This is a genomic window from Microcoleus sp. LAD1_D3 (assembly GCF_036702135.1).
Taxonomy (GTDB): Bacteria; Cyanobacteriota; Cyanobacteriia; order Cyanobacteriales; family Microcoleaceae; genus Microcoleus.
Window position 1 is genome coordinate 1 of the sequence record NZ_JAUBSB010000049.1, and the last position, 24,539, is coordinate 24,539.

The 24,539-nt window shown below is 46.5% G+C and carries 20 protein-coding genes; 14 read left to right on the forward strand and 6 right to left on the reverse strand.

Features of this window, described 5'->3' with window-relative positions; genetic code table 11:
- Both QUA74_RS22290 and QUA74_RS22295 read right to left on the reverse strand, forming a co-directional pair.
- Positions 1 to 2,634, reverse strand: a 2,634-nt coding sequence (locus tag QUA74_RS22290) for a WD40 domain-containing protein (RefSeq protein WP_333333572.1), incomplete at its 3' end; no start/stop codon positions are given.
- Between the two features lie 36 nt (positions 2,635 to 2,670).
- The gene (locus tag QUA74_RS22295; RefSeq protein WP_333333574.1) at positions 2,671 to 4,950 is read right to left on the reverse strand and encodes an AAA-like domain-containing protein; all 2,280 of its coding nucleotides are present in this window, start codon (positions 4,948 to 4,950) and stop codon (positions 2,671 to 2,673) included.
- A 620-nt stretch (positions 4,951 to 5,570) separates the two neighbouring features.
- On the opposite strand from QUA74_RS22295, the gene fbp reads away from it, so the two are divergent.
- The 13 genes from fbp (at position 5,571) to QUA74_RS22360 (ending at position 19,181) form a co-directional block, all read left to right on the forward strand.
- Positions 5,571 to 6,644 carry a class 1 fructose-bisphosphatase gene (gene fbp, locus QUA74_RS22300; RefSeq protein WP_333333576.1) on the forward strand — a complete coding sequence of 358 codons (1,074 nt, stop codon included), beginning with the start codon at positions 5,571 to 5,573 and terminating at the stop codon, positions 6,642 to 6,644.
- Positions 6,645 to 6,883: 239 nt separating this feature from the next.
- A complete protein-coding gene (gene tal / locus QUA74_RS22305) occupies positions 6,884 to 8,038 on the forward strand; it encodes a transaldolase (protein ID WP_333333578.1) in 1,155 nt (384 codons plus the stop codon).
- Between the two features lie 212 nt (positions 8,039 to 8,250).
- Positions 8,251 to 9,057 carry a hypothetical protein gene (locus tag QUA74_RS22310; RefSeq protein WP_333333580.1) on the forward strand — a complete coding sequence of 269 codons (807 nt, stop codon included), beginning with the start codon at positions 8,251 to 8,253 and terminating at the stop codon, positions 9,055 to 9,057.
- Positions 9,058 to 10,587 (forward strand): glucose-6-phosphate dehydrogenase, encoded by a 1,530-nt coding sequence (gene zwf / locus QUA74_RS22315; protein ID WP_333333582.1) that lies wholly within the window; start codon positions 9,058 to 9,060, stop codon positions 10,585 to 10,587.
- 122 nt (positions 10,588 to 10,709) lie between these two features.
- Positions 10,710 to 12,074, forward strand: coding sequence for a glucose-6-phosphate dehydrogenase assembly protein OpcA (gene opcA, locus QUA74_RS22320; protein ID WP_333333584.1), 1,365 nt, complete (start codon positions 10,710 to 10,712; stop codon positions 12,072 to 12,074).
- Positions 12,075 to 12,385: 311 nt separating this feature from the next.
- Complete coding sequence (locus tag QUA74_RS22325) at positions 12,386 to 13,990, forward strand: cobyrinate a,c-diamide synthase (protein WP_333333586.1); 1,605 nt, start codon at positions 12,386 to 12,388, stop codon at positions 13,988 to 13,990.
- Positions 13,991 to 14,087: 97 nt separating this feature from the next.
- The gene (locus QUA74_RS22330) at positions 14,088 to 14,579 is read left to right on the forward strand and encodes an ureidoglycolate lyase (RefSeq protein ID WP_333333588.1); all 492 of its coding nucleotides are present in this window, start codon (positions 14,088 to 14,090) and stop codon (positions 14,577 to 14,579) included.
- 203 nt (positions 14,580 to 14,782) lie between these two features.
- A complete protein-coding gene (gene codA / locus QUA74_RS22335; protein WP_333333590.1) occupies positions 14,783 to 16,051 on the forward strand; it encodes a cytosine deaminase in 1,269 nt (422 codons plus the stop codon).
- A 26-nt stretch (positions 16,052 to 16,077) separates the two neighbouring features.
- Positions 16,078 to 16,386, forward strand: coding sequence for a hypothetical protein (locus QUA74_RS22340; protein WP_333333592.1), 309 nt, complete (start codon positions 16,078 to 16,080; stop codon positions 16,384 to 16,386).
- Between the two features lie 11 nt (positions 16,387 to 16,397).
- Positions 16,398 to 16,850 carry a hypothetical protein gene (locus QUA74_RS22345; protein ID WP_333333594.1) on the forward strand — a complete coding sequence of 151 codons (453 nt, stop codon included), beginning with the start codon at positions 16,398 to 16,400 and terminating at the stop codon, positions 16,848 to 16,850.
- 100 nt (positions 16,851 to 16,950) lie between these two features.
- Positions 16,951 to 17,409 carry a KGK domain-containing protein gene (locus tag QUA74_RS22350; RefSeq protein ID WP_333333596.1) on the forward strand — a complete coding sequence of 153 codons (459 nt, stop codon included), beginning with the start codon at positions 16,951 to 16,953 and terminating at the stop codon, positions 17,407 to 17,409.
- A 120-nt stretch (positions 17,410 to 17,529) separates the two neighbouring features.
- Positions 17,530 to 17,706, forward strand: a complete 177-nt coding sequence (locus QUA74_RS22355) for a DUF4089 domain-containing protein (protein WP_333333598.1) — start codon at positions 17,530 to 17,532, stop codon at positions 17,704 to 17,706.
- A gap of 14 nt (positions 17,707 to 17,720) precedes the next feature.
- A complete protein-coding gene (locus QUA74_RS22360; protein WP_333333600.1) occupies positions 17,721 to 19,181 on the forward strand; it encodes an AtzE family amidohydrolase in 1,461 nt (486 codons plus the stop codon).
- A gap of 11 nt (positions 19,182 to 19,192) precedes the next feature.
- On the opposite strand, the gene rpsU is transcribed toward QUA74_RS22360, so the two are convergent.
- Both rpsU and prfB read right to left on the reverse strand, forming a co-directional pair.
- Positions 19,193 to 19,387: a 30S ribosomal protein S21 gene (gene rpsU, locus QUA74_RS22365; RefSeq protein WP_333044279.1), complete on the reverse strand. Its 195-nt coding sequence runs from the start codon at positions 19,385 to 19,387 to the stop codon at positions 19,193 to 19,195.
- Positions 19,388 to 19,559: 172 nt separating this feature from the next.
- Positions 19,560 to 20,694 (reverse strand): peptide chain release factor 2 gene (gene prfB / locus QUA74_RS22370; RefSeq protein ID WP_333333602.1). Its coding sequence is split into 2 segments (ribosomal slippage): positions 19,560 to 20,621 and positions 20,623 to 20,694, totalling 1,134 coding nucleotides; the frame shifts between segments, so codons are not numbered across the junction.
- A gap of 200 nt (positions 20,695 to 20,894) precedes the next feature.
- On the opposite strand from prfB, the gene QUA74_RS22375 reads away from it, so the two are divergent.
- The gene (locus QUA74_RS22375; RefSeq protein ID WP_333333604.1) at positions 20,895 to 21,620 is read left to right on the forward strand and encodes a Uma2 family endonuclease; all 726 of its coding nucleotides are present in this window, start codon (positions 20,895 to 20,897) and stop codon (positions 21,618 to 21,620) included.
- A gap of 81 nt (positions 21,621 to 21,701) precedes the next feature.
- Here the strand turns inward: QUA74_RS22375 and QUA74_RS22380 are convergent, their stop codons facing one another.
- A complete protein-coding gene (locus QUA74_RS22380) occupies positions 21,702 to 23,285 on the reverse strand; it encodes a tetratricopeptide repeat protein (protein WP_333333606.1) in 1,584 nt (527 codons plus the stop codon).
- 244 nt (positions 23,286 to 23,529) lie between these two features.
- On the reverse strand, positions 23,530 to 24,258 hold the full coding sequence (locus QUA74_RS22385) for a Bax inhibitor-1 family protein (protein WP_333333608.1): 729 nt from the start codon (positions 24,256 to 24,258) through the stop codon (positions 23,530 to 23,532).
- Positions 24,259 to 24,539 lie beyond the last annotated feature (281 nt).

A 24,539-nucleotide genomic window follows, 5' to 3' on the forward strand; every position in this document is an offset into this window, starting at 1 on the left:
AAAAGCGACGCTTCTGACATAACTGCTATGCCCGGTGAGGGTAGCGATGGGTTTTTGGCTTTCGAGATGCCACAGTTGGATGGTCTTGTCACTGCTTGCAGAAGCCAAAGTCAAGCTATCAGGACTAAAGACGACGCTATTGACCGGATTGCTATTCCCGGTGAGTGTAGCAATGGGTTTTGGGCTTTGCAAATCCCACAGTTTGATGGTGTTGTCATCGCTTGCAGAAGCCAATGTCAAGCCATCGGGACTAAATGCCACGCTATAGACCTCATTGCTATGGCCGGTGAGGGTAGCGATGGGTTTTTGGGTTCCCACGTTCCACAGTTTGATGGTGTTATCACTGCTTGCAGAAGACAAAATCAAGCCATCTGGACTAAAAGCGACGCTTCTGACATAACTGCTATGCCCGGTGAGGGTAGCGATGGGTTTTTGGCTTTCGAGATGCCACAGTTTGATGGTGTTGTCATCGCTTGCAGAAGCCAAAGTTTTGCCATCGGGACTAAAGGCGACGCTTCTGATATAACTGCTATGCCCGGTGAGGGTAGCGATGGGTTTTTGGCTTTCGAGATGCCACAGTTTGATGGTTTTGTCAAAGCTTGCAGAAGCCAAAGTTTTGCCATCGGGACTAAAGGCGACGCTTCTGATATAACTGCTATGCCCGGTGAGGGTTGTGAGTTCTTTTTGGCTTTCCAGGTTCCACAGTTTGATGGTGTTGTCACCGCTTGCAGAAGCCAAAGTTTTGCCATCGGGACTAAAGGCGACGCTCAAGACAGAATTGCTATGCCCTCTGAGGGTAGCGATGGGTTTTTGGCTTTCCAGGTTCCACAGTTTGATGGTGTTATCACTGCTTGCAGAAGCCAAAGTCAAGCCATCGGGACTAAAGGCTACGCTCAAGACCGAATTGCTATGTCCTCTGAGGGTAGCGGTCGGTTTTTGGCTTTGCAAGTGCCACAGTTTGATGGTGTTGTCACGGCTTGCAGAAGCCAAAGTTTTGCCATCGGGACTAAAGGCGACGCTTCTGACAGAATTGCTATGCCCTTCCAAACTATTGCGCTCTTTTACTGCGGACACTGCTTGTTGCAGCGCAGCTATCACTCGTCCTCTAATCTGTTTTGTCGTCTCGGCAGAAGCATCTAGTTGTTTGAATGCTTGCCCTGCCTTTAATGCTTCCAAAAGTGCTGGGAATGTCTGTCCTGAACGAAATGATTCATTAGAAAAAGCCGTTTCCTGGATGACATTTGCTAAATTCTGGGCTTGAGTGACTTTATAGGTGGCCAATTGCTCTGCTTTAATTAGCGTCTGATTCGCTTGAGTCAAAATTTTATTCGCTTGTCTCTGGGCTTCTAACTCTCGTTCAACTTCCCGCTGTTGTACTTCCCGACTGGCATTTAAAAACTGATAATCCAAATCGCTCAAACTTTTATCGGCGGCCCAAGTTTGAGCATCTTGTAAGGCTTGACCCCGCAACAGTCGCGATTCATCTTGGCAATCAGACTCTATCCAAGCTTTAAAACTTTCGCTGTAAGGGCGGAGTTCCGCTAATTGTTTTTCCACCCAATCAAGGTTAAAAACCGATTGATAAATAGGGTTATAAACTTTAAGTTTGCCAGACTGCTTAACCACCAACCCTGTTAATCGTAGTTCCATTTGTTCGGGACTATCATCAGTCGCTATTTCATTGTGCTGCAAAATTTGCTGATATAGTCCCAATAACCTACTTGCCCGTTGTTCGCTGCGTAAAATGCGATCGCGAATCGTCTTTAAATGCTCTGGTTCATCCTGCCCTTCCCAATTCTCAATTACTTTTTCTCGGACTAAATCTCCTACCCACTCAGCAGGATTTTGCCTGAAGGCAGAGTTGGCATGATTGAGCAGTAATTTACAAACTTTTTGCGTTAAAAACGGCTGTCCTCCTGTCCAATATAACACCGCTTCTAACAATGCTTGCGAATTTTCTGCTGGAGTTTCTAATCCTACTGCCAAAGGTTGCGCTTCTGCTAATTGAAACCCCGTTAACTCTATCCCTCGACCAATATTAAAAGGAGTGCGTCGCTTGTCTTGAATTAAATCTGAGGGAGTTGCCACCCCTAACATCGTAAATGTTAATCGACCATAGTCGCGTTTGTCGGCTCGATTATTATAGCAATCACGAATCACAGCAAAAAAATCTTCTATTTTAAAGTTTAAGCTAATTAAACTGTCCGATTCATCGACAAAAATTACTATGTTCCCTGAGATATTCTTGAGTAATACTTGTTCAATAAATTTACTAAATCGTTTAACATTGGATAGTAAGCTGTTCTGCTCCCACCATTCATCTAAATCAAAAACGTCATACAAATCTAATCGGCTGACGATGCTATCGATCACGCCTGCATACCACTCTTCTGGTGTAATATCTGAGGTGCCAATTTCTGTGATATCAATGCTACTACAGGCGATTCCCTCTGCTTGTAACCGCTGCATTGTCCGCACTCGCAGGGACGATTTTCCCATTTGTCTGGAATTAAGAACATAGCAAAATTCTCCTGCTTTTAAAGCTTGATAAAGTTCTTCATCCGCCTTTCGAGTGACATAAGTTGGGGCGTTTGCAGGCAGACTCCCTCCAACTTGATATTGATAATCCTTCATAGGTAATTGTTAATTCATAGGTGAAAAATCAGAGAATCAAGGAATCAATTTGTACAGTCGTACAGGTTCAGGAATTCCCTTTAACTGTTGCATTCCTAAGTCAATCACATTTAAAGATAAATGGGTTTTAACGACTTGATAAACTGTCTCAGAAATACAGATTCCACCTGAATCTGCTTTCCCTTCTAAACGAGCCGCTAAATTTACACCAGCCCCTCTGATATCATTATTAAAAGAGAATATTTCCCCCAAGTGAATACCAATGCGATGTTGGAGGACATGACTCGGAGGTAAGGTTGTAGCAGCTTGGGCGAGACTTCGTTGTATTTCTAGCGCACAGGCTACTGCTTTTACGGCACTTTCGGGAAAGCAAATTAATAAACCATCGCCCATTTCTTTAAGGACTTTGCCTTGATGTTTAGCGCAGATGCCTCGGATGATGTTGAAATCTCGATTCACTAATTCTAGTGTCAGCTTTTGGTTGGCAACTGATAAGGCGGTGGAATTAACGACATCCGAAAAAATAATAGCTGCTAAATTACTCTCTACGTGCAAGCTTGATTGGTTATTAATTTGTTGCACAGCAGTCATATTCGCTTGGGGAGAGGCTAGGCGATGGCGAAAATATTGACGGTACAAACCACACAATGGCATGACAGCATTTCCCTGAAATTTGATCAACCCCATGCTTCGCAATTTAAAAGCCTCTCCGGTGTGAATCTCTACAGGTTGTTCGCTGTTAATTACTTGTCTAATTGTTGCTGCTAGTTCTGCATCTGTTTCCAAGTTAACTAAATGCCGTCGTAAATGATCGTAGTAAGGGCCTTCTTCAGTAGGAGCGACTTTTAGCAAGCTATCTAAGGTAATTCTACCCCTGGCAACTTGGTAGAGAGCAACTCTAACTAAATAAGGATGACCGCCCACTATTTCCATCAGGTCACAAATCTCTTGATTTGACCAATTTAATCGGTGTCGATTCACTAAATCAGTTACCTGTCTCTGATTGAGTTCAGGTAACTCTATGGGCAATCCCACGTTAAATGGCGACTGATTAATATTGAGAGGAATATAAACTTCTTGAGAGTGAGAAATGACTAACCTTAGCTTTTTCCAAATTTCCTCATTTTTTCCCCGCTCGTGCCAAGCTCGTAATAATCCAAAGAAGTCGGTGGCTATTTCGGAATGCTGAAAAATCCGATCGACTTCATCTAACCCTAAAACAAGAGGCAGATCGCTGTCCGATAGTAGATAGCGTTGGAAATACTTCGTAGTTTTATTTTTACTGCCGAGAACGCCTTTCCAATATTCTCCTAACCTATCTTCTAAATTTAATTCATTGGTAATCTCACCACAAAACCACTGCAACAACTCATCAAGATTGGTGAGAAAACTACCATCAGCCCATTGAAAGTTTAAATACGCTGTTTGATATCCCTGTTCCTTGGCGTGGTATAAAATTCGCTGCACTAAGGAAGTTTTTCCCATTTGCCGGGGGGCTTTGACTCGGATTAAAGCTCCGGGTTTTACAATAGTTTGGTAGCAGTCCGATTCGATGGGAGGACGATCGATATACAGGGGAGAATCTAAACTAACAGAACCTTCTGGGTTATCTAAATTGAGCAGAGAAACGGGAGGTGCGGCGATCGATCGCGCATTTTCCAGCATAGGCGACGACTCCTCAACGATATCGCTAACAGAAGCATCGCGCGATCGCTCTGGTGCATCCAAATGAGAAAAATCCGACTTCTTCTTTAATACCGGAGTAAGTTCTTCTGGAATTCCTGCCATGCTGATGCTAACGCAACCCAACTTATAGGCAAATTCGATCGACTCCCCCGCCGCCAACGTATCGTAAAAACCTACAGCAAATTCTCGTGCGGCCTTATCTCCCACGGCTTGGTTCATGCCGATCACATAGGGAATGTGACGTGCGATCGCAGACGCTTGCACTTCTGAATAGCAAGCGTTGAGTATGACGCACTCCACGTACTCATTAAACGCCTCAAACAAAGCTGCCAAAGCTTTGGCATTTACCAGCTTAATCTGCCCCATGTCATCTTCTAGGGCTAAACCGCTTTCTCCTGCACCATGCCCTGAGAAATGCACCATCTCTGGTTTATAATCTAATACGGCTCGCTGCATTTCTCTTGGCGTCACCGCCCACTGTTGCTCAAGTTGAAACTTGTCGCGCTTTTTAGAGCGTTGCAACCCCTCTGCAATTTCCTTGGCCTCTTCACCTAAGCGCAGGGGAGTGGAGTTTTTCGGGTTGGCGGCCAAAAACAGGATCGTTTTTTTCTTTCTTGGGGTACTACTCATCAATGGAACCTTCACGCTTAGGAGATACAGGAGTTTAACGAGACTATCCCAGTCAGGGCGAGATATTTCTTGCCTTTACGGTATTTAAGCACAAACATCTTTATTTTTGTTGGTCAGTAAACTGGCAGTAACGATCGCCCTGAGTCAAGCATAAGCAATCGAAAAGGCGATTGCGACTCTCAACTAATCATTTGAACTCTGTATTCAAGAAGTGCGATCGGCTTCCCCTTTTGTAGTCGTATTTTTATAAATATCGAGATTCTTTGCCCATGTAGGACTAATTCCTCCTGCTACATCTTTAGAAATATTCTTGATAATTAATCAAGCTTCCTTCTTCGTTCTTCGTTCTTCGTTCGACTCTTCCTCTACGTCAAGAGCGTCAAGAGCGGTTAATTTAAAGAATTTAGTAATTTTGGATACAATTCCCGACTCAACAGTCGATCGAACTCCTCAATTTTCGATGCGGATCTAAAATTCACCTAAAGTTCGACGCCCTTTCGCAAAACCCTCCCTAAGATAGAAGTTAGGGGAATATCGGTCTAATAGCCGATTCAGGCGCAAGTGTCAAGCACCTGAACAACCCAAACTCAGAGCCGCAAGACAGGGAGGTTATCAATATCATGGTACAAGCGCCGACAGGGGAAGCCCGACTGGGCCCGATCGATCAGGTGCAAGCCTTAGACCGAGATTGCACGACTCTCTCCCGTCACGTACTCCAGCAACTCCACAGCTTTTCAGCAGATGCTCAGGATCTCAGTGCGCTGATGAATCGCATCGGGCTGGCGGCAAAGCTGATCGCGAGGCGGCTCAGCAGAGCCGGGTTAATGGCAGATGCCTTGGGGTTTACAGGGGCTACGAACGTGCAGGGAGAATCCGTCAAAAAGATGGATATCTATGCCAATGAAGTCTTTATCTCGGTATTCCAGCAAAGCGGACTTGTCTGCCGCTTGGCTTCGGAGGAAATGGAAAAACCCTACTACATTCCCGAAAATTGTCCGATCGGACGCTACAGTCTGCTCTACGACCCTATAGACGGTTCTTCCAATCTTGACATCAATCTCAATGTTGGCTCCATATTCAGCATCCGCAGGCAAGAGGGGGACGATGAAGATGGTTCTGCTTCCGACTTGCTGCAACATGGACACAAACAAATTGCCGCTGGTTATGTGCTCTACGGCCCGAGTACCATGCTGGTTTATTCGATCGGTCAGGGCGTTCATTCCTTTACCCTCGATCCGAGTTTGGGCGAGTTTATTCTAGCTAACGAAAACATTAAGGTTCCCGATCGCGGCCCGATTTACAGCGTTAATGAAGGCAACTTCTGGCAGTGGGAGGAATCTTTGAGAGACTACATTCGCTACGTACACCGCAGCGAAGGCTACAGCGCCCGTTACGGTGGGGCTTTGGTGGGAGATTTCCACCGGATTTTATTTCAGGGAGGCGTGTTTTTGTACCCCGGAACGGTCAAACAACCGGAGGGCAAATTGCGTTTGCTCTACGAATCGGCTCCCTTGGCGTTTTTGATGGAGCAAGCCGGCGGGCGCGCCAGTACGGGCATTCAAGACATCTTAGACGTTGTGCCGACCAAACTGCACGAGCGATCGCCCTTGATAATCGGCAGTAAAGAAAATGTAGCGATGGTCGAGTCTTTTATTCAAGATCGATCGCGCAATCCTAGAACAGCCCAAGAGTGAAGGAAGTTCGGCAACGGATTATGTAACGGATGTAACGGATGTCAGGAAGAGGGAAGTTCGGCAACGGATTATGTAACGGATGTAACGGATGTCAGGAAGAAGGAAGAGGGTTTTAACTTATAACTTTCGACTCCCAATTACCAATTGCCCATTACCACTTTTCAATTACCACTTTTCAATTTTCAATTTCCAATTTCCAAGTCCCAATTAACAGCTATCAAATTGTAGGAGTTACAGTAATGACAGCAACACCAACGAATCACCTGTTAGAAATCAAAGAAATTGGCCAAAGTATCTGGATGGACAATTTGACTCGCGATCTGATCGAGTCGGGCGAACTCAAACTGATGATTGAAAGTAGGGGACTGCGCGGGATTACATCTAATCCAGCTATTTTCGAGAAAGCGATCGCGGGTAATGTGATTTACGACGCAGATATCGAAGCGGGCATCCGGGCCGGCAAATCTGTCATGGAGATTTACGAATCTCTGGTATTTGAAGATATCCGCAACGCTTGCGACATCTTCGCCCCAGTTTACGCAGAGTCGAAGGGTTTGGACGGTTACATTAGCATTGAAGTGCCACCGACGATCGCCAACGACACAGAAAGCACGATTAGCGAAGCCCTGCGCTATTACCAAGCCCTCGGCAAAGAAAACGTAATGATTAAGATTCCGGGAACCGCTCAAGGTTTGCCCGCAGTCGAGCAAGTCATCAGCGAAGGCATTAACGTTAACGTGACTTTACTGTTCTCGGTTGACAGCTATGTCGAAACCTTCTGGGCTTACATTCGCGGTTTAGAAGCGCGGGCTGCTAAAGGTTTGGATGTGAGCAATACTGCTTCTGTTGCCAGTTTCTTCTTGAGCCGGATCGACATCAATATCGATGGCAAGATTGACGAGAAACTCAAAAATGTCACAGATATTTCCACCAAAGCCAAACTGGAAGCAGTGAAGGGGAAAGTTGCGATCGCCAATGCGAAGGTAGCTTACCAGAAGTATAAAGAGATCGTAGCGAGCGATCGCTGGCAAGCTTTAGCTGCCAAGGGAGCGAAAGTACAGCGCTTGCTGTGGGCTTCCACCAGCACCAAAAACCCCAACTACAGCGATGTCATGTACGTCGATGAACTAATCGGCCCCGACACCGTTAACACTTTGCCGCCGAACACTGTTGAAGCTTGTTTCGACCACTGCGATGTCGCACCCCGGATTGAGAACAATGTCGAAGAAGCTTACACGCTGATCGAAAGTCTCAAAGATCCCGACATCGACATCAACTTGGACAAAGTGATGGCAGACTTGCTCCTCGACGGGATTGAGAAATTCGTCACCCCGTTCCAATCCCTGATGGATTCCTTGCAAGAGAAAGTCCAGAAGTTGTCACCCGTCGCCTAGACAGATATCTGTATCCTTGAAGGCAGAAGCGTTGAGGATTCGGAATAGATAATTGTTTTGGCTCCTAAATGCTGATTTTTAAATCCTCTCTAGGAAAAATGTGCGCAATTGCGCACATTTTTCCTAGAAAAAAAAATCTAGTCCGTCCTCTAGCACGACTCTCGCCAGAACTCCAACTCCAATTCTCCATCTCCCACCGCTGAGGAATTGCTATGCAAAGTACCAATACCCTACTAGAGAGCGAGTATGCAACCGGCCAACTTGATGTCGCCGAACGGGCGAGGCTTCAAGAACTGGAATTGATCGTAGAACAAGGACTTCAGACTTTTTACGAAGTCGGCAAAGCCCTTAACGGAATTCTGGTACAGAAACTGTACCGGGAAACCCACAAGACCTTTGAGGGTTATTGCTTAGAAAAGTGGAACATAGCCAGACGGACAGCCTATCAATTTATTGAGGCAGCCCTCGTGATGGAAAATTTGTGCGCAATTGCGCACATTTTGCCTAGAAAGGAAAATCAAGTTCGTCCTTTGACCAAACTCTCCCCAGAATTACAAATCCAAATCTGGCAAGAAGCAGTAGAGTCATCACCCAACGGCATTCCAACTGGTGCAGCCGTTAAGCGCTTGGTTGAGGAGCGATTTCCTTCAGACGGAAGCGGGAGAACTCATAAAGATAGTGCTTCAGAATTGGAGAAATTGCGATCGGACAATCAGCGCCTTAGAGAGCAAATCCGAGAGCAAAACAGAGAAAGGGATCGCCGTAGTGCTGCTGTGGCGTTGGAGTTGGAGCAACTGCGAGCCGAAAACAGGCAGTTGAAAGCTGAACTGCTACAGCGCGATAAAGATTGGGAAGTGCGACTGGCTGCTGAGAGGATAAAAATCCGGGAGGAAATCAGAGCGGAAGTCAAAGCAGAGTATGAAGGGCAAATTAACTCTCTCACCCAGCAACTAGCAGAAATGACCGCAAACTATCATGGTGTCTTGGCACGGTTAACAGCACTAGAAAAAGGAAAGTAAATGGTAACGCTACTTGAAAATCCACTGCGGGTCGGTTTGCGAAAAGAACGAGTGCCGGAACCACAAATTCTGGTAATCTTCGGAGCTTCTGGGGATCTTACCCAGCGCAAACTGGTACCTGCAATTTATCAGATGAAGCGCGATCGACGCTTGCCACCGGAAACCACCGTGGTGGGAGTAGCCCGTCGCCCTTGGAGTCACGATTACTTCCGAGAGCAAATGCGCGAAGGCATTGAAGAATTTGGCGGCGGTATTGGCAATGAAGATTTTTGGCAAGATTTCGCTAAAGGTTTGTACTACTGTCCGGGCGACATAGATAACCCCGAAAGCTATCAAAAACTCAAAGATTTCTTAGCGGAACTCGACGAAGAAAGGAGAACTCGCGGCAATCACATATTTTATCTATCAGTTTCCCCGAACTTTTTCCCAGAAGCAATTAGGCAACTGGGCGCGGCTCAAATGCTGGTCGATCCAGTAAAACACCGCTTGGTAATTGAAAAACCCTTCGGCCGCGACTTGAGTTCGGCAAAAGCTCTCAACCGAGTCGTGCAGAAGGTTTGCCAAGAACAGCAAGTTTACCGGATCGACCACTATTTGGGTAAAGAAACTGTTCAGAATTTAATGGTGTTCCGGTTTGCTAACGCGATTTTTGAACCGCTGTGGAATCGGCAATTTGTCGATCACGTACAAATTACAGTTGCAGAAACAGTAGGCGTAGAAGACCGGGCGGGTTACTACGAATCCTCTGGGGCGTTGCGGGATATGCTGCAAAACCACTTGATGCAGATTTTCTGTCTGACGGCGATGGAACCGCCGAACTCGCTCGACGCTGACAGCATCCGCACCGAAAAGATGAAAGTTCTGCAAGCAACTCGCTTGGCAGATTTGAATAACTTGGAGTTCTCAGCGATTCGGGGTCAATATTCCGCCGGTTGGATGAAGGGCAAACAGGTGCCAGGATATCACGAAGAACCGGGGGTTGCTCCCAACTCGACAACGCCGACTTTTGTGGCGATGAAGTTTATGATTGACAACTGGCGTTGGCAGGGAGTGCCTTTCTACCTGCGAACCGGCAAGCGGTTGCCGAAAAAAGTTAGCGAAATTGCGATTCAGTTCCGCGAAGTTCCGCTGTTAATTTTTCAGTCTGCCGCCCAACAAACTACTCCTAACGTTTTGACCATGCGGGTGCATCCGAACGAGGGGATTTCGCTGAGGTTTGAGGCGAAAATGCCGGGGCCGGATTTGCGGACGCGGACGGTGGATATGGATTTCAGTTACGGTTCTTCCTTTGGGGTGACATCTTCGGATGCTTACGATCGACTGTTAATTGACTGTATGCTGGGCGACCAAACTTTGTTTACCCGTTCTGATGAAGTGGAAGAAGCTTGGCGGGTGGTAACGCCGGCGCTGATGGCTTGGGAATCGTCCAACGAACAGGAGTTGGTTCCTAAATACGAAGCGGGTACTTGGGAACCGGCGGAAGCAGAACTGCTAATTAACAGAGACGGTCGCAAGTGGCGCAGACTTTAAGAGTCATTAGTCCGCAGTCTTTAGTTTATTGGTCAGGATTAGTCATTATTGATTAGCTAAAAACCAATGACTAAGAACCAATGACTAATGACTAATAACAAATAACAAAGGAGAAAAGATTTATGACGATGACACCGATGAAAGCTCCGCCTCTGGTTTCGCTACAAAGTCCTAAAGATGTGTCGATCGACCAAATAGAGGCCGAATTGAGTCAAATTTGGGAAAGTTACAGAGAATCGGGGTCGAAAGGGGATTTTCCGATCGCAAGTAGGGCAACAACTTTTACTTTTGTAGTCTACGAACCGGAAGAAACTCAGCGTTTATTAGCGGATCTGGGCTTTTACGACGGGCCGGTGGACGGTATTACCGGGCCCATGACGGCATCTAGCATCAGGGCGGCTCAAAAAGCTTACGGACTGCCGAGAACTGGCAAACCTAACGCTGAATTGCTGGCGACTTTGCGGGAAGAAGTGGCTCGCAAAAATTCAAATGGCGAGGAGATGGGATCGAGTGGTTTGGGTTCTGGGGGTTCGGGCGTGGCTGACGCGATTGTCGCTGCCAATCCCTGCCGGATTATTGCTCTGTGCCCGACGGCGGGGGAAGATACGGGCGTACAGGCTCAAGTCGCTGCTTATTGTCCGGTTCACAAGCGCACCACTGGCAATCTGATCTGCTGCGAGTATATTACGCTACGGGGTACGGAAGCTGCTTTGGAACGGGTGAGCGGCATCGTGACGGCGTTGACTATCCCAAATTTGCCGACGCTGCTGTGGTGGAAAGCGAATCCTGATGCCGATCGAGGTTTGTTCCAGCGGCTGGCGGCAATTAGCAGTTCTGTGATTGTTGACTCTAGCAGCTTTGCCGAGTGTGAAGCGGAATTGCTGTTGATGCAAAGTCTGATCGAGGAGGGAATTCCGATCGCGGATCTGAATTGGCGCCGACTGGCCGCGTGGCAGGAGTTGGCTGCTGAGGCTTTTGACGCCCCGGAACGTCGGGCTGCGATTCGGGAAATCGATCGGGTGACGATCGATTACGAACAGGACAATTCTACGCAAGCGCTGATGTATTTGGGTTGGCTGGCGAGCCGGCTTCAGTGGCGTCCGGTTGCTTTCAAACAAGAGGAGGGCGATTACCACATCAAGCGAATTAAATTCGCGGGGCCGGACGAACGGGTTGTCGAAGCTGAGTTGGCTGCTATTCCTACTGCTGATTCGGGCGATATCGCGGGCGATTTGATTGCTCTGCGTTTGAATTCTACCAACGAAAAGGCTGACTGCGGTACGGTTCTGTGTTCGGAAGCCGGTGGCTGTATGCGGATGGAAACGAAGGGTGGCGCTCAAACCGATCGGTTTAACCAGGTGAGTCCTCTGTTCGATCAGGTAACGGAACACTTGCTGGGTCAGCACTTGCAGAGTTGGGGCCGAGATGTGCTTTACGAAGAAAGTTTGGCAGTGACGGCTCAAATGCTGAAGTTGGCTAAGCGGTAAAGAGAAGTTCGGCAACGGATTGTGTAGCGGATGTAACGGATGTAACGGATGGATGGAATCAGGAGAAAGGAGAAAGGAATAAGTAAGACGGATTGAGTTAGCATTCAGTGGGGCAGGCAATGTCTGCCCTACTTTTTTAGGAGTTATGAATTTTCAGTTAGGAATTTTGAATTAATAATGTTCTTTAACTCAAAAGTTTAAATTACTTCCAAAAAACCACGAAATTACCGCTATTCTTCTCATTCTTCCTTCGCGCCCTTCGCGTCTTCGCGGTTCGTTAAATATGTATTTTTTGTAACTAATCTAGAACTATGACTTTAGTAATTGCTGGCGAACGCAGCGGGGCGGGAAAGACTACTGTAACGATCGCCCTTTTAGCTTTTTTAATCCGTCGCGGCTTGAATGTTCAATCTTTTAAGGTTGGTCCCGATTACATTGACCCCATGTTTCATGCTTTTGTTACTGGTCGCCCCTGTCGGAATTTAGACCCGGTATTAACCTCTGAATCTTATGTAAATAAGTGTTTTTATCGTCATATTCAAGATGTCGATTATGCCTTAGTTGAAGGGGTAATGGGGCTATTTGATGGGGTTTCTCGGAAGAAGGAAGAAGAAAGTTCGGCAACGGATTTCGTAACGGATGTAACGGATACAAGTTCGGCAACGGTTGTACGAGATGTAAAGGATGTAACAGATTTAACGGATTTAAGGAAGCCAGAAGGAAAACAACACTATTCTATTTCCTTTGCTTCTACCGCTCATGTTGCTTATTTGCTGAATTTGCCGGTATTGTTTGTGATAGATTGCAGCAGGCTCTCTGGTTCTGTGGCTGCGATCGCCCACGGTTTTCGTTCTTTTAACCCTGACCTTAAATTCGCTGGTTTGGTGCTGAATCGGGTGGCGAGCGATCGACATTTGGAACTGCTTCAAGATGCTCTCAAACCGCTCAATTTACCTATTTTGGGGGTTTTGCGTAGGGATGAGGCTGTTACTATTCCCGATCGACATTTGGGTTTGATTCCGGCTGAGGAGTTGCCGAATCTTCATGCTGCGATCGATAAGTTAGCGGATTTGGCTGCTGTTAGTTTTGACTGGGAGCAACTTTTGCCTTTGTTGGCTGCAACTCGAAATGAGGGGGGTGAGGGGTCAGAGCAACTTTCGGGTAGGCACAGTCTCCCTTCTGTTATTGTAACTAAAAAAGATGATGTTGTCAACTGTTTGGGAAAACAATTTGGAGTGAGGATTGCAGTTGCGCGCGATCGGGCTTTTAATTTTTACTATCAGGACAATCTTGATTTGTTGGAAGATTTGGGTGCGGAGTTGGTATTTTGGAGTCCGCTTGATGATGCTGTTTTTCCTGACAATGTGCAAGGGTTATATTTTGGTGGCGGTTTTCCCGAAGTGTTTGCTCAAAAATTGAGCGGTAATGTTTTAATTCGGGATGCGGTAAGAAGTGCTATTTTTTTGGGAATGCCGACTTATGCGGAGTGCGGCGGTTTAATGTACTTGTGTGATTCTATTGTAGACTTCGATGGCAATTCTTGGCCAGGGGTGGGAGTGTTGGAAACTGCTGCTGCGATGGGAAAGCGTTTGACGCTGGGATACCGAGAAGCTGTGGCGGTGAGGGATAGTTCGGTGTTAACTGCTCTTGATGAGGTTTGGGGACATGAGTTTCATCGATCGCATTTAATTGTGGAACCGAGTAATCCAGTTTATCACAGTTGGAGGTATGGGAAGCGGGGGGAAGTTGAGGCGGTTGCTGAAGGTTGGGGAGTTTGTCAAGTGCACGCTTCTTACTTGCATTTGCATTGGGGTGCTCGGCCTGATATTCCGGCTCGTTTTTTGCAGCAGTGTGCTGATTTTGATTGTAAGGGTAATTTGGGCGATCGAGAAAGTGAACTAGATTTTTTTATTTAATTAACCGCAGAGGACACAGAGGGCACAGAGAAGAGATGAGAGAGGATTTACTGTATTAGAATGTTCCTAACGGATCAAGCTAGGAATGTTGGGCTTTATGAGCGAATCAATTTCGACTAAGCAGTTATCCGCACAATGGGTGACACCGGAGAATTTTCGGAGTTACGGTCAAGTTATCTGGGCGGCTGTTGATGGCAAGTCTTTCGATGCTGAGGATGCTCAGTTAAATTTGCAAAATGGTATTCCTAGATTTTACATCATGCGACTGCACCAGAAAGGTCGCAAGTTTGGCAAAATTACGAGGCATATTCAATGTACTCAGTGTTTGGGTTCTTTGGATGGGAAGGATTGGTTGATGGCGGTTGCGCCTCAGGGGGATAGCTATAAACCGAGTTTAGAGGAGATTGCTGCTTTTCGGATTCCGGGCAATTGTTTCATTAAGTTAGATGTGGGAACTTGGCACGCTGGGCCGTATTTTGATGCGGATTTTGTTGATTTTTACAATCTGGAATTGAGCAATACTAATGTGGTTGACCATTTTACCTTTGATTTGGTGAAAAATCACAATCTGGAGTTTGAGATTGTCTGATATTGGCGATTTGTAGTTGCGCTTTATTCGGGGTGATTAGGGTTATAGGTTGGTTTTTTTAGTAAGATTTTTTAACCGCAGAGGACGCAGAGGAGGAGAAGGATGGGGTTCGCAAGTGATTGGCGAATTCTTTTGGTCTCACTAGGCTGAATGGCCACGCTTGAAGGATAAAGTTTACAAGTGTTAAAATAAGTGCAATTGTCATGCCTGAGCAAAAGTATAGCATTGTTCTGCGCGAATGTCGTTTGTTGGGTGCGATCGACGATCGCCCAACGGTAGATATTGCTATTGAGAATGAGCAAATAGTCGCCGTTTCGCCGCACATCTCAGAACTTGGGGAACGCGAAATCGACATTCAAGGCAATTTAGTTAGTCCTCCTTTTGTGGAGTCGCACATTCATCTCGATTCGGCTTTGACTGCGGGGGAACCGCGATGGAATCAAAGCGGCACTTTGTTCGAGGGAATTCAAATCTGGGGGGAACGAAAGCAAAGTTTAACTTTGGATGATGTCAAAAAACGGGCTGTTGAAACTTTAAGGCTGCAAGCGTCTCAAGGGATTTTGTTTGTCAGGAGTCACGCTGATGTTAGCGAACCGACGCTGACTGCTTTGCAAGGACTTTTGGAAGTTCGAGAACAAGTCAAAGATTGGATGACTCTGCAAGTTGTGGCTTTTCCCCAAGACGGGATTTACGGAAGTCCAGAAAATGACAAACTTTTAGAGAAATCTCTGGATATGGGTGCGGATGCTGTGGGCGGGATTCCGCATTATGAGTTGACGCGGGAAGATGGGGTGAAGTCGGTTGAGCGAATTTTTGAACTTGCTGAAAAATACAATAGATTAATAGATGTTCACTGCGATGAAATCGATGATGAACAGTCGAGATTTTTGGAAGTTGTAGCAGCTTGTGCGATTAGAAGCGGGGCTGGTTCGCGGGTGACGGCTAGCCACACAACTGCCTTCGGTTCTTATAACAATGCTTATGCTTTTAAGCTGATGGGAAGTTTGGCCAAATCGGGAATTAATTTCATTGCCAATCCTTTAATTAATATCACTCTGCAAGGCCGCGCTGATACTTATCCCAAACGCCGTGGGGTGACGCGGGTTAAGGAATTGTGGCAGCAGGGATTGAATGTGAGTTTTGGCCACGACTGCGTGCAAGATCCTTGGTATAGTTTAGGTACGGGAAATATGTTGGATGTCGCTCATATGGCGGTTCATGTTTGTCATATGACGGGAATGGCTGAGATTGCAGCTTGTTTTAATATGGTGACTGTCAACGGTGCTAAAACTCTCTATCTGGGAGATGAGAATTATGGGATAGAGGCGGGGAAACCTGCAAATTTGATTGTGTTGGATGCTGATGATTGTTATGATGCAATTAGGAGGCGCGCTGCAGTTCGGTATGTGATTTCGCGGGGTAAGTTGCTGGCGGAAACTGTACCTGCTAAAATTAATTTTTATGGTATTTGACAAACAATATTTGAAGCTGTTAAATTGTGAATCAAGGTGCTATTCCCGATGAGAGTCCGAGAAATTTGCAGGAGCAACTGCTACTGCAAGATGCTAAGGCTGGTAATTGTAGAGCAATTCAGGGCGGGGCTGACGATATACTAGGGGATGTTTCCAGATTAGTTGCCCTCTATGGAGGTAATCCCCAAGACTGGTACAAAATAACTAGCATTCAGGCTTTTACAATTAATGGAGCTTCCGTACAAGTGCACTGGTTTGAAAACGGGGAAATTTTGCAACAAGTGGAATTAAAGTTTAAACGACAATATCCTAAAATAGCACCTAAAAATTTATAGGTAGACAAGTTATGATTGTTCGCTGTATTGCTAATACTGGGGAAGTTCTACCGGAAAATTATATTGATCCGGCCCGAGGTTATACTAAAAAGGTTGAATTGCCGTTGACAGTTGGCAAGGAATATGTTGTTTATGCTATCCGATCCTGGCAGGGAATAGTTTGGTACTATATTTGTGATGATAATTACAGTTATTATCCCATACAAACTCCTGCACCGCTGTTTGAAGTAATTGATAACCGAGTTTCTAAGTATTGGCAGTTTATGCTTGACCCGAATGGGGTGTTAAGGTTCGCTTTTGAGCAGTGGTTTACTGACCCTTGTTTTTATGATAAGCTAACGGATCAGGAAGAGGCGGAGGTTGAGATTTTTGAGAAGGTTAAGGAATTGATGGATGCTGAGGATTTTACTTTGCCTGCGCTGGATGTTGCGGTTGATAAGTTGCGGCAAATTGTCAGTGTTTGAATTGAAAAAGTGCGATTCTCGCAAATTGTTTCTTGACCACCTTGACTCACATACCTTCAAATGGTATCAAATAGGAAGCAGCAGAAATTTGTGAAATAAAATGAACGAAAAAAATGAAGCCAATAAAAACTATGAGACAGTTGGTGATGATGATGTTTTGTTATTCGATGAAGCTACTTTTATGGTGCGTAAGTTTAAAAAGTTAACCGCCAGCAAGTTTAGTAAGATACTTGGGTATTATGTAGAACATAATCTCCAAGGAGGTAAAAAGCAGATAATTGATTGTATGAACGAGCTGCGGATTAACGAACAAATAATAATTTTGGGATCTGAAATAAACTGGAACTCCCCTAAAGAAGGAATCGATTGTCAAGTTCTCAAAATAGGTTCTAAGGGTTGGCAAAAAGGAAAGATTAAAATAGAAGTTAATGAAAATTTACAGTTGGGTGAAACACAGGTATGTATAAAGTTTTGTGCTGATGAACCACTAGAGCCAAAATCGCCTTTAGATGATATCAGACAATCCGAGGAATACAAAAAACTGAGCAATAACAACTGACAGCCCGATCGCGATTACAATACAATTATCGATCGCACTTATATCTGAACCTGAGATTTTAAACCGCAGATGAGGGCAGATGTACGCGGATGAACGCTGATGTTTTTTTGGGAGGGACTCATGGTAAATGTAGAAGAATATGTCGATCGCACCGCTGAACTGATAAACTTACCCTTAGACCCGGAACACCGCCCCGGTGTTGTGGTAAACTTCGAGAGAATAGCTGCGATCACCCGACTCGTTACTGAATTCCCTTTACCCCCAGAAGTAGAAGTCGCGCCGGTGTTTGAACCTTAGATTTTGAACCGCAGATGAACGCAGAGGAACGTAAATTTTTAGCACAAGCGGATGCAGTCGCCACAGCATCAGCGGTTAAAAGTGGTAAAATTACAGCGACAGCGGTTGTGACTGCGGCATTAGAACGAATTGCCGATCGAGATAACGTCCTCAATTGCTTTACTGCTATCACTGCATCAAGCGCACTCGCAGCAGCCGAAAATATAGATAATTCGATCGCAAATAACCAAAACCCAGGCCCTTTAGCAGGCGTTCCCTTCGCAGTCAAAAACCTGTTCGACATCGCCGGAATTACCACTCTAGCAGGGTCAAAAATCAACGCTGGCAATCCTCCGGCTACTCAGGACGCGGCGGTGGTCGCCCGACTAAAACAAGCCGGGGCTGTGCTCGTGGGTACTCTCAACATGGATGAGTACGCCTACGGTTTCGTCACGGAAAACAGCCACTACGGGCCGACTCGCAATCCCCGCGATACTACGCGCATCGCTGGCGGTTCCAGCGGCGGTTCTGCTGCAGCAGTCGCCGCCGGTTTAGTACCCGTCACTCTCGGTTCTGATACTAACGGTTCCATCCGCGTACCGGCTGCTTTGTGCGGTGTCTTTGGGTTTAAGCCTACTTACGGCCGTTTGTCCAGGGCTGGCGCTTATTTATTTTCGGGTAGTTTGGATTGTGTGGGGCCGTTTGGGCGATCGATCAGAGATATGGCGCTGCTGTACGATATCCTGCAAGGCCCTGATTCTCGTGACCCAGTTTGCACTCAACGCCCGCCAGAACTTTGTTCGCCGCAGTTAAATCAAGGCATCGAAGGATTGCGAATTGCTGTTGCTGACGGGTATTTCGCTACAGGAACTCAACCGGAAGCAATGGATGCTGTAGAAATAGTTGCTAAAGCCTTGACAAATATCTTGGATTGTGGTATGAGAACAGAAAAAACAACAAACCCCCCAAAAATAGGGGGGCTTGCGACTGTCAGCATACCGGAATCCGATCGCGCCAGGGCTGCTGCATTTATCATTACCGCCTGCGAGGGCGGAAACTTGCATTTAGACAATTTGCGATCGCGCCCTCAAGACTTCGATCCCGCCACGCGCGATCGCTTTTTAGCGGGAACCCTGATCCCTGCGACTTGGTACTTGCAAGCCCAGAGATTCAGACAGTGGTACCGCGATCGAATTCGCGAAATATTCCAACACACAGACATCATCCTCGCACCCGCCACCCCGATTGCTGCCCCTGAAATTGGCATCGAGAAAATGGTAATAGCCGGACAAGAAATCTTAGTGCGTCCCAATCTCGGACTGTTCACCCAACCCCTATCATTTATTGGCTTGCCCGTTCTTTGCGTGCCCGTACAGCGATCCGGCGCTTTGCCCTTGGGGGTACAAATTATTGGTGCTCCCTACAGCGAAGCGGTGATTCTCCGAGTCGCTGCGGTACTAGAATCGCAAGGCATTATATCTGCCGAATCAATTTAGTGCTAATAATTCTAGGGTTTGTTAGTGCGGTGAAAGCGTCTCTTAGTCCTTCTGGCAATAGCTTTGCGCTTCTGCTTTTCCAACGGGGTTTCAAAGTGGCGGTGCTTTCTCATGTCGGGGAAAATACCCGCTTTGGAAACTTGTCGCTTAAACCGTCGTAGGGCTGACTCAATCCCTTCATTTTCGCCTATTACAACTTGGGTCATTATTTCTCCTTTTGTTCGTTAGATCAAGTTTTATCATATCAAGGTTTTTGACCGCGCGACCTATTGGAGGTCGGGCGATCGACCAAAACCCCAAAATTATACCAAATCCGCTGCCATTACTGCTCTTGATTCTTTAGTCTGCACAGGCAGACTTTGTATGTCAAGGCGCCAATTATATTCGGGCGGTTGAATCAGTTTGGGCTATCAACTGATTTTCCTGCCGCAGGTAAGCTTGAATAAACGGGTCTAATTCGCCGTTCATTACATCTTCGATGGCGGTTGTTTCCACTCCAGTCCGCAAATCCTTGACCATTTGATAGGGGTGAAAAACATAATTGCGAATTTGCTGCCCCCAAGCCGCCTCCACCATATCGCCGCGAATTTCGGCAATTTCCGAAGCCCGCTGTTCCTTAGCAACTACCAACAGCCTAGCCTTGAGTAATGCCAAAGCTTTTTCCTTATTTTGCAACTGACTGCGTTCTTCAGTGCAACGGACGGCCAAACCAGTAGGAAGGTGAACGATGCGGACTGCGGTTTCTACCTTGTTAACATTTTGCCCGCCCTTGCCGCCAGCGCGGGAAGTCGTGATTTCCAAATCTTTTTCTGGAATGTCCAACTTGACGGATCGATCGAGAATTGGCATCACTTCAACGCCAGCAAAACTGGTTTGACGCTTGTCGTTAGCGTTAAAAGGCGAAATTCTGACCAAGCGGTGAGTGCCTTTTTCTGATCGCATATAACCGTAAGCGTAACGGCCGACAATTTCCAAAGAAGCAGATTTAACACCTGCTTCCTCTCCCTCGGAAATTTCCATTAAATGTACTTTGTAACCTTGACTTTCCCCCCAGCGGGTGTACATCCGCAGCAGCATTTCGGCCCAATCTTGAGCATCTGTGCCGCCGGCCCCGGCGTTAATTGTCAAAACGGCGCCGCCTTCATCGTAGGGCCCCGATAGTAATTGTTGCAGTTCCCACTGGTCGAGTTCGCGGGTTAACTGAGAAAGACTCGATGAGGCTTCTTGGAACAGGGACTCATCGGCTTCTAACTCCAGCAGTTCTAAAATAGCTTTAGCATCTTCCAAGCTCGTTTGCCAGCCACGATATTGGTCTAAATGAGATTTGAAGTCATTAAGTTCTTGGAGGGTTTCTTGAGCTCGATCTTGGTCGTCCCAAAATGCTGGTTGGGCGCAGATTTGCTCTAAGTCTTGAATTTTTGCTGTAAGTGCGGGGATGTCAAAGATAGTCCTGGGTTGTACCCAGTCGATCGGACAAAGTTTCGATATTGTGTTTGATGTCTAGAACTTCCACTGTGAGTTCTCCTAGTTTTGGGGTGTATTTTTGAGTTTAGCTGAAATTGGGATTTTTCAACAAAATGTTATTGCTTCTTCCTGATTAGATATAGTGCGAACCCGTTGAATTAAAAACTTTACCGCATTAAAAATTCAAAATTCAAAAAAAGTTGCTATAGTCTAAAATCAGGTTAACGCTCTCGATGGGAGTTAACTGCCATGATTTCCCCAGAACTAAAATTCAGCTTGCCGTCCACCGAAGACCTGCCCTGTTCGGACGATACCCCTGTGGATAACGAAGACCAGAATCTGCTGCCGAACCTATTGTTGTTTGTCCTGACCAGCATTTGGTCGGCTCGCATGGATTGGTACTTTGGGGTAGATATGGCGGTGTATCACACCACAGGAATCAGTCCCAAAGTGCCTGTCGTCCCCGACGGGTTTCTCAGTTTGGGGGTGGAGCGCCGAAAAGGGGGCAAATCTCGCCGCAGCTATGCTGTCTGGGAAGAAAACGAGGTTGTGCCGATCGTAGCATTGGAAATGGTGTCTCACAAACCCGGCGGAGAATACGACGATAAAATGTCGATTTATGCCGGGTTAGGGGTTTTGTACTACATTATTTACAACCCCGAATTTTGGCGGCGCGATCGGCATCAACCGTTTGAAGCCTACAAGCTGATTGACGGGCAGTATCGCCAGCAGATTGGCGAGCCCTATTGGATGCCAGAAGTGGGACTGGGCATGGGGCGATCTGGGCAAGTTATTGGGGGCATCGAGCAAGAAATTCTGGTTTGGTACGACGAGTCGGGAAATGTCTATCCCCTGCCGGATGTAGCGGCGGGGCAGATGCGCGAGGAGTTGAGGGTAGAACGACAGCGAGCCGAACGCCTAGCTGAGTATTTGCGATCGCAAGGGCTCGATCCCGATAACCTGCCTGAATCGTGACGTGAAATTCGATCGCTTCACCACATTAAAACCAGGGTTCCCGATAGAATTAACAGCGTTATCCGTGTAGTGCCTTCCTTCTTATATATACTGCGAACCTGTTGAATTGAAAGTTTTACCGCATTCGTGAGCGCATACGTCCAACCTTTTAGAACAGGAAAAACTTTTTGTGAGGTCTTCGCGAAACCAATCTCTGGCGATCGCATCTTTCACAGATTGAGTTCTGAGAGAATTAAACCCCTTGCCGTACTTTTCAATTAAACCCAGCATTTGCGGTCTGTAAGTGTGGTTATAAACAGCGTATTTAGTATGGCTTACCCAACAGCAAGGCCAGAGTTCCGCTTCAAAACTGATGAAAATCTCTTTGGTGGCTTGAGTTTGACAGCTAATTTCTACATTACGGTAGTAATTATTTAGGCTACCAAATTTTTCTACAGCTTGGATAAATTGGTCTCCCTGTGGATTTTTATATTGTTCCAGTGATGGGGGTTGCAGTTCTTCGCTGGCTGGCTGTGATGGGATAGGCTGAGTTTGAGCGGGTGCTTGAGAGGTTTCGATAGCTATAGCTTGATACCAAGCATAATTGGCTTTTCCTGGTTGCCCCAACTGCGTCAAAACTTTAGCTAAATTGCGATAAGCTCCTGCAAAATTGGGTTTAAGCTCGATCGCCTTTTGGTAATAAGCACTAGCTGGTTGCCACTGTTGCTGTTGAGCATAAAGACTGCCGACATTAGCATAAACTTCGGGAAAATTAGGCTGAATTTTGAGGGCCTTGGCGTAACAATCTGCTGCTGCTTGCATCTTCCCCAAACCTTGAACAGCATTGCCTAAAGTTTTCCAGGCTGCTGCAAAATTAGGTTGAATTTTCAGGGCTTGTTGGCTGGCTGCGATCGCCTCTGACAGTTGCCCTTGTTTCAAACATTCCTCACCTTGTCGGTGGAACTGAAGCGCTGCCTGTTCTTGATGCTGAGGGGCTGACACATTAGCTGTTACTGGTTGGTTTTGGCGATCGCTCTTGGCATCTACCTGAGAGTTTTCTGCTTTCTGAGGCTCTTGATTTGCTGACTCTTTATCATAAATCTCTTTCGCCACAAAACGAGAGGTAGCTTTCGGTACAAACTCGACAAATCCTATTTGTTGGGCTAAATCCCGCGCTGCTTCTACTTGGTGCTGGTTGTGTTCAAATATCAAGTAGTGCCATACAGCTTTTCCGCCAGCTTGGATAAAGGCATTAACCGACTGCATTATCCTGTCCCAGTTGGTATTTTGGCGGTAGATGCTGTTAGTATCTGCCAACCCGTCGATACTAAAAATTACGCGATCGTGTTCTCCTGTCATCGCCTTTGCCAGCGATTGCCACCAGTCGGGATTGCGTCCGCTACCGTTGGTGTACAGGCTGATATGAGGAACTCCCATGCGGTGCAAATACTCGATCGCCGGAATTGTGGTATTGCTAGTCATAGCATCGCCGTAGTTGCCGCACATATAAACCAAATCCAACTGAGAGCAAAACTCTTGGGGGAAAATTCTCTCAATATCCTCCATCTTTAATTCTGCCCCCGGCAAAATCGGGTTGTCGGTGCGGGGACACTGCGGGCAAGCTGCATTGCACCTGGAGGTAATTTCTACGCTGACTCTCCTGATATCTTCATATTTTAAGTACATGAGTTTTCCCCAATTAATTTTTTATGAATGTTCAAATCGCGATCGACACAATTAGATACCAAGAGTTTTGATTGAGTGATTAAAAATTAAAATTATACCTTATGTCTGTCGGCTGTGAACATGATATAAGTTTTTTGTATGAGGGACAAAGGAGGCGATGACGACTATGTTGATTCCAAATCTTAATTAAAAAACCGCGGCCGGATGTCGATCGAGCCGCGGTTTTTTTAAGCTAAAGTTTCAATTAATCGCGGCTGTTGATAGCAATCAACAGGCGCAGAATAAAGATGAACAAGTTGATGTAGGTCAAGTACATCGACAGAGCGGCGGGCAAATACTGGTCGTCGCGGTAGCTGCGGGGTAATATGTAAAAATCGACGATCGCAGCGCCGGCAAATATAAACACGCCGATGCCAGAAATGCCAATTTCCAACCATGTTGGGGTGTAGACGCCAAATAGAGAGAGCAGAAACTGACCGCCAACGACGACTAACAAAGCAATCACACCTAAACTGATAGTTTTGGTGAGGGCCATGCCGTCTTGTTCAGAAAGGTTGGAGCCAATTTGGCGGGCGGCGATAAAAGTAATGCCACATCCAAGTGCAGCAAAACCAATACCGGCGATGCCGACGCCTTCGCTTCTGAGGGCTAGAGACACCAATCCGCTGAGGGTGTAGCCTGTAAGCAAGCTGTAGGTTGCCAGCAGAGGCAAAGCGGTATTTTTGTTGTTTTGTTCGGCTGCGCCGCGGGCGACAAAGAACAGAATTAATTGTAGGACGATCGCAGCGATGAATGTGGGAAAGAAGATCGCGGGATAGTTGCGGATCACTCCCAGGCCACCGTAGGTGCCGACAGCAGTTAAGACAAGTCCGCCGCCGACGAAGGGGAGAGCGTTGGAGATGACGTTGGGGCCTACCAGCGCGTGGTTTTTGGCCTCGCGCACGGCTTCGCGGAAATTGCTAGTGTTACTCACGAGGATTTACCTAATTTTGGCTGAGAATTGCTATCTATCATTTTGACAGCTTTACACTGTGTTTGCAAAACCTGAAAGAGTTTAAAGATTTGATAAAGAACGGGGGTGAAATCACTCCAAAGCAGGGATCGATTGTTTATAATCGACTGCGTACAGGTCTGTGCCGTGTCGCTGTCTCCCACCGTTGCGCCTCGCGGCAAAGCTATAATTGAGTTTAAAGGGTCGGGGCTATATGTAGCCAGGGGCCAACTTAAAGTCCATCAAATCGCAGATATAGCTGA

Excerpts from the sequence above, each read along its gene's own strand:
- QUA74_RS22295 (WP_333333574.1), bottom strand. The coding sequence starts at position 4,950 with ATGAGTAGTACCCCAAGAAAGAAAAAAACGATCCTGTTTTTGGCCGCC.
- fbp (WP_333333576.1), top strand. The coding sequence starts at position 5,571 with ATGGTACAAGCGCCGACAGGGGAAGCCCGACTGGGCCCGATCGATCAG.
- tal (WP_333333578.1), top strand. The coding sequence starts at position 6,884 with ATGACAGCAACACCAACGAATCACCTGTTAGAAATCAAAGAAATTGGC.
- QUA74_RS22310 (WP_333333580.1), top strand. The coding sequence starts at position 8,251 with ATGCAAAGTACCAATACCCTACTAGAGAGCGAGTATGCAACCGGCCAA.
- zwf (WP_333333582.1), top strand. The coding sequence starts at position 9,058 with ATGGTAACGCTACTTGAAAATCCACTGCGGGTCGGTTTGCGAAAAGAA.
- opcA (WP_333333584.1), top strand. The coding sequence starts at position 10,710 with ATGACGATGACACCGATGAAAGCTCCGCCTCTGGTTTCGCTACAAAGT.
- QUA74_RS22325 (WP_333333586.1), top strand. The coding sequence starts at position 12,386 with ATGACTTTAGTAATTGCTGGCGAACGCAGCGGGGCGGGAAAGACTACT.
- QUA74_RS22330 (WP_333333588.1), top strand. The coding sequence starts at position 14,088 with ATGAGCGAATCAATTTCGACTAAGCAGTTATCCGCACAATGGGTGACA.
- codA (WP_333333590.1), top strand. The coding sequence starts at position 14,783 with ATGCCTGAGCAAAAGTATAGCATTGTTCTGCGCGAATGTCGTTTGTTG.
- QUA74_RS22345 (WP_333333594.1), top strand. The coding sequence starts at position 16,398 with ATGATTGTTCGCTGTATTGCTAATACTGGGGAAGTTCTACCGGAAAAT.
- QUA74_RS22350 (WP_333333596.1), top strand. The coding sequence starts at position 16,951 with ATGAACGAAAAAAATGAAGCCAATAAAAACTATGAGACAGTTGGTGAT.
- QUA74_RS22355 (WP_333333598.1), top strand. The coding sequence starts at position 17,530 with ATGGTAAATGTAGAAGAATATGTCGATCGCACCGCTGAACTGATAAAC.
- QUA74_RS22360 (WP_333333600.1), top strand. The coding sequence starts at position 17,721 with ATGAACGCAGAGGAACGTAAATTTTTAGCACAAGCGGATGCAGTCGCC.
- rpsU (WP_333044279.1), bottom strand. The coding sequence starts at position 19,387 with ATGACCCAAGTTGTAATAGGCGAAAATGAAGGGATTGAGTCAGCCCTA.
- QUA74_RS22375 (WP_333333604.1), top strand. The coding sequence starts at position 20,895 with ATGATTTCCCCAGAACTAAAATTCAGCTTGCCGTCCACCGAAGACCTG.
- QUA74_RS22380 (WP_333333606.1), bottom strand. The coding sequence starts at position 23,285 with ATGTACTTAAAATATGAAGATATCAGGAGAGTCAGCGTAGAAATTACC.